This window comes from Priestia sp. P5_B4 (assembly GCF_056400385.1).
Map to the genome: position 1 here is coordinate 1 of NZ_JBFULJ010001044.1, position 1,205 is coordinate 1,205.

At 36.1% G+C, this 1,205-nt stretch carries 2 protein-coding genes; one reads left to right on the top strand and one right to left on the bottom strand.

Features of this window, described 5'->3' with window-relative positions:
* Positions 1–99 (bottom strand): DUF2929 family protein (locus AC1DRF_RS28620; RefSeq protein WP_477742389.1); only part of this gene is annotated, 99 nt, incomplete at its 3' end.
* A 173-nt stretch (positions 100–272) separates the two neighbouring features.
* On the opposite strand from AC1DRF_RS28620, the gene AC1DRF_RS28625 reads away from it, so the two are divergent.
* Positions 273–1,013 carry a hypothetical protein gene (locus AC1DRF_RS28625; protein ID WP_013081744.1) on the top strand — a complete coding sequence of 247 codons (741 nt, stop codon included), beginning with the start codon at positions 273–275 and terminating at the stop codon, positions 1,011–1,013.
* The last annotated feature ends 192 nt before the right edge of the window (positions 1,014–1,205 follow it).

Below are 1,205 nucleotides of genomic sequence, written 5' to 3' on the forward strand. Positions count from 1 at the left end.
GATTACGTACACTGCCATATTCATTAGTAAAAAGCCCCAAACAAAAGCCATTACGACACGCATTCTATTCACCTCGTTTACAGTACAGTTTGATTTCATTTTAGCATATAGCAGTCAAATAAGAAATTGAATTTTTTATGAATAAATAAGGGACGTGTTCCCATGCAGAAACAAAAGAGCAATAAGTCAGAAATAGGCATTATTCTAGTGCGCTTTTTAATGGTTCTATCATACACTGTATGGAACAACTAGTAAGTTACGGAGGAAGAGCTATGATACATCGACGCTTTTTTAGCTTAGATACGCAATGGAATGTCGTACATGTCCCTGAACGACCGAATGGTTTCGGTGTGTTAGTATTGGGTGATAAAGATCATTTTGTTGAAAGTTCAACTAGCTTATGGATTCAGCACGGCGGAAGGTCACAGCTGTTGCAATGTTTACAAGATGAAGGATACACAGTATTTTATTCCAATTTATATGGCCGGCATTGGGGGTCTCCTGAAGCATATCACCTTGCAAAACAACTTTATCATTTAGTAATGAAACAAGAAATTTTAAATAAACGAATTCATATTTTAGCTGAAGGAATGGGGGCTCTGTTAGCGCTGCAGCTAATGGAAAATGACGGGAATACGTTCGTTCGATCAGCTGGTTTACTAAATCCATGTATTGATCTTCATACGCATGCAGAACATGAAAAAAACAATAAATTCTTTTATAAACAATTCACGAAGGACTTGACTCAAGCTTATAAAGTGGAGCGGAAGCAAGTATCAAAGTTAATTAAGGAGTACCCTTCTGTTACAGAATTAAAATCAACGCTGCCCGTGAAGATATGGACGGCGCCTAATGCCTCTACTCATTATCCAATTGCACACAGTAAAAAATATGAACTACATCGTGAAGAACTTCACTCTCCGATTATGCTTTCACTTTATTTACCGGAAAAAAACTATTTGTTTGAACGGTCCCTTCTCCAATTTTATAAACAGCATGAAAAAGTGTTATAAGCAAAGCTTCTATGATTATACATATCATAGGGGCTTTTTGTATAAGAGATAAAATGAAAAAAGAGTTCATGATGCTTTTACAGATGAACCTCTTTGAAATAAGGAATGAGTGCCCTCTATAACTATAGGGATTTAAGCTTTTTGTTGAATAAATGATGAATGAAGAATTGGAGGAAGCGATATGGGGAATGT

Excerpts from the sequence above, each read along its gene's own strand:
- AC1DRF_RS28625 (WP_013081744.1), top strand. The coding sequence starts at position 273 with ATGATACATCGACGCTTTTTTAGCTTAGATACGCAATGGAATGTCGTA.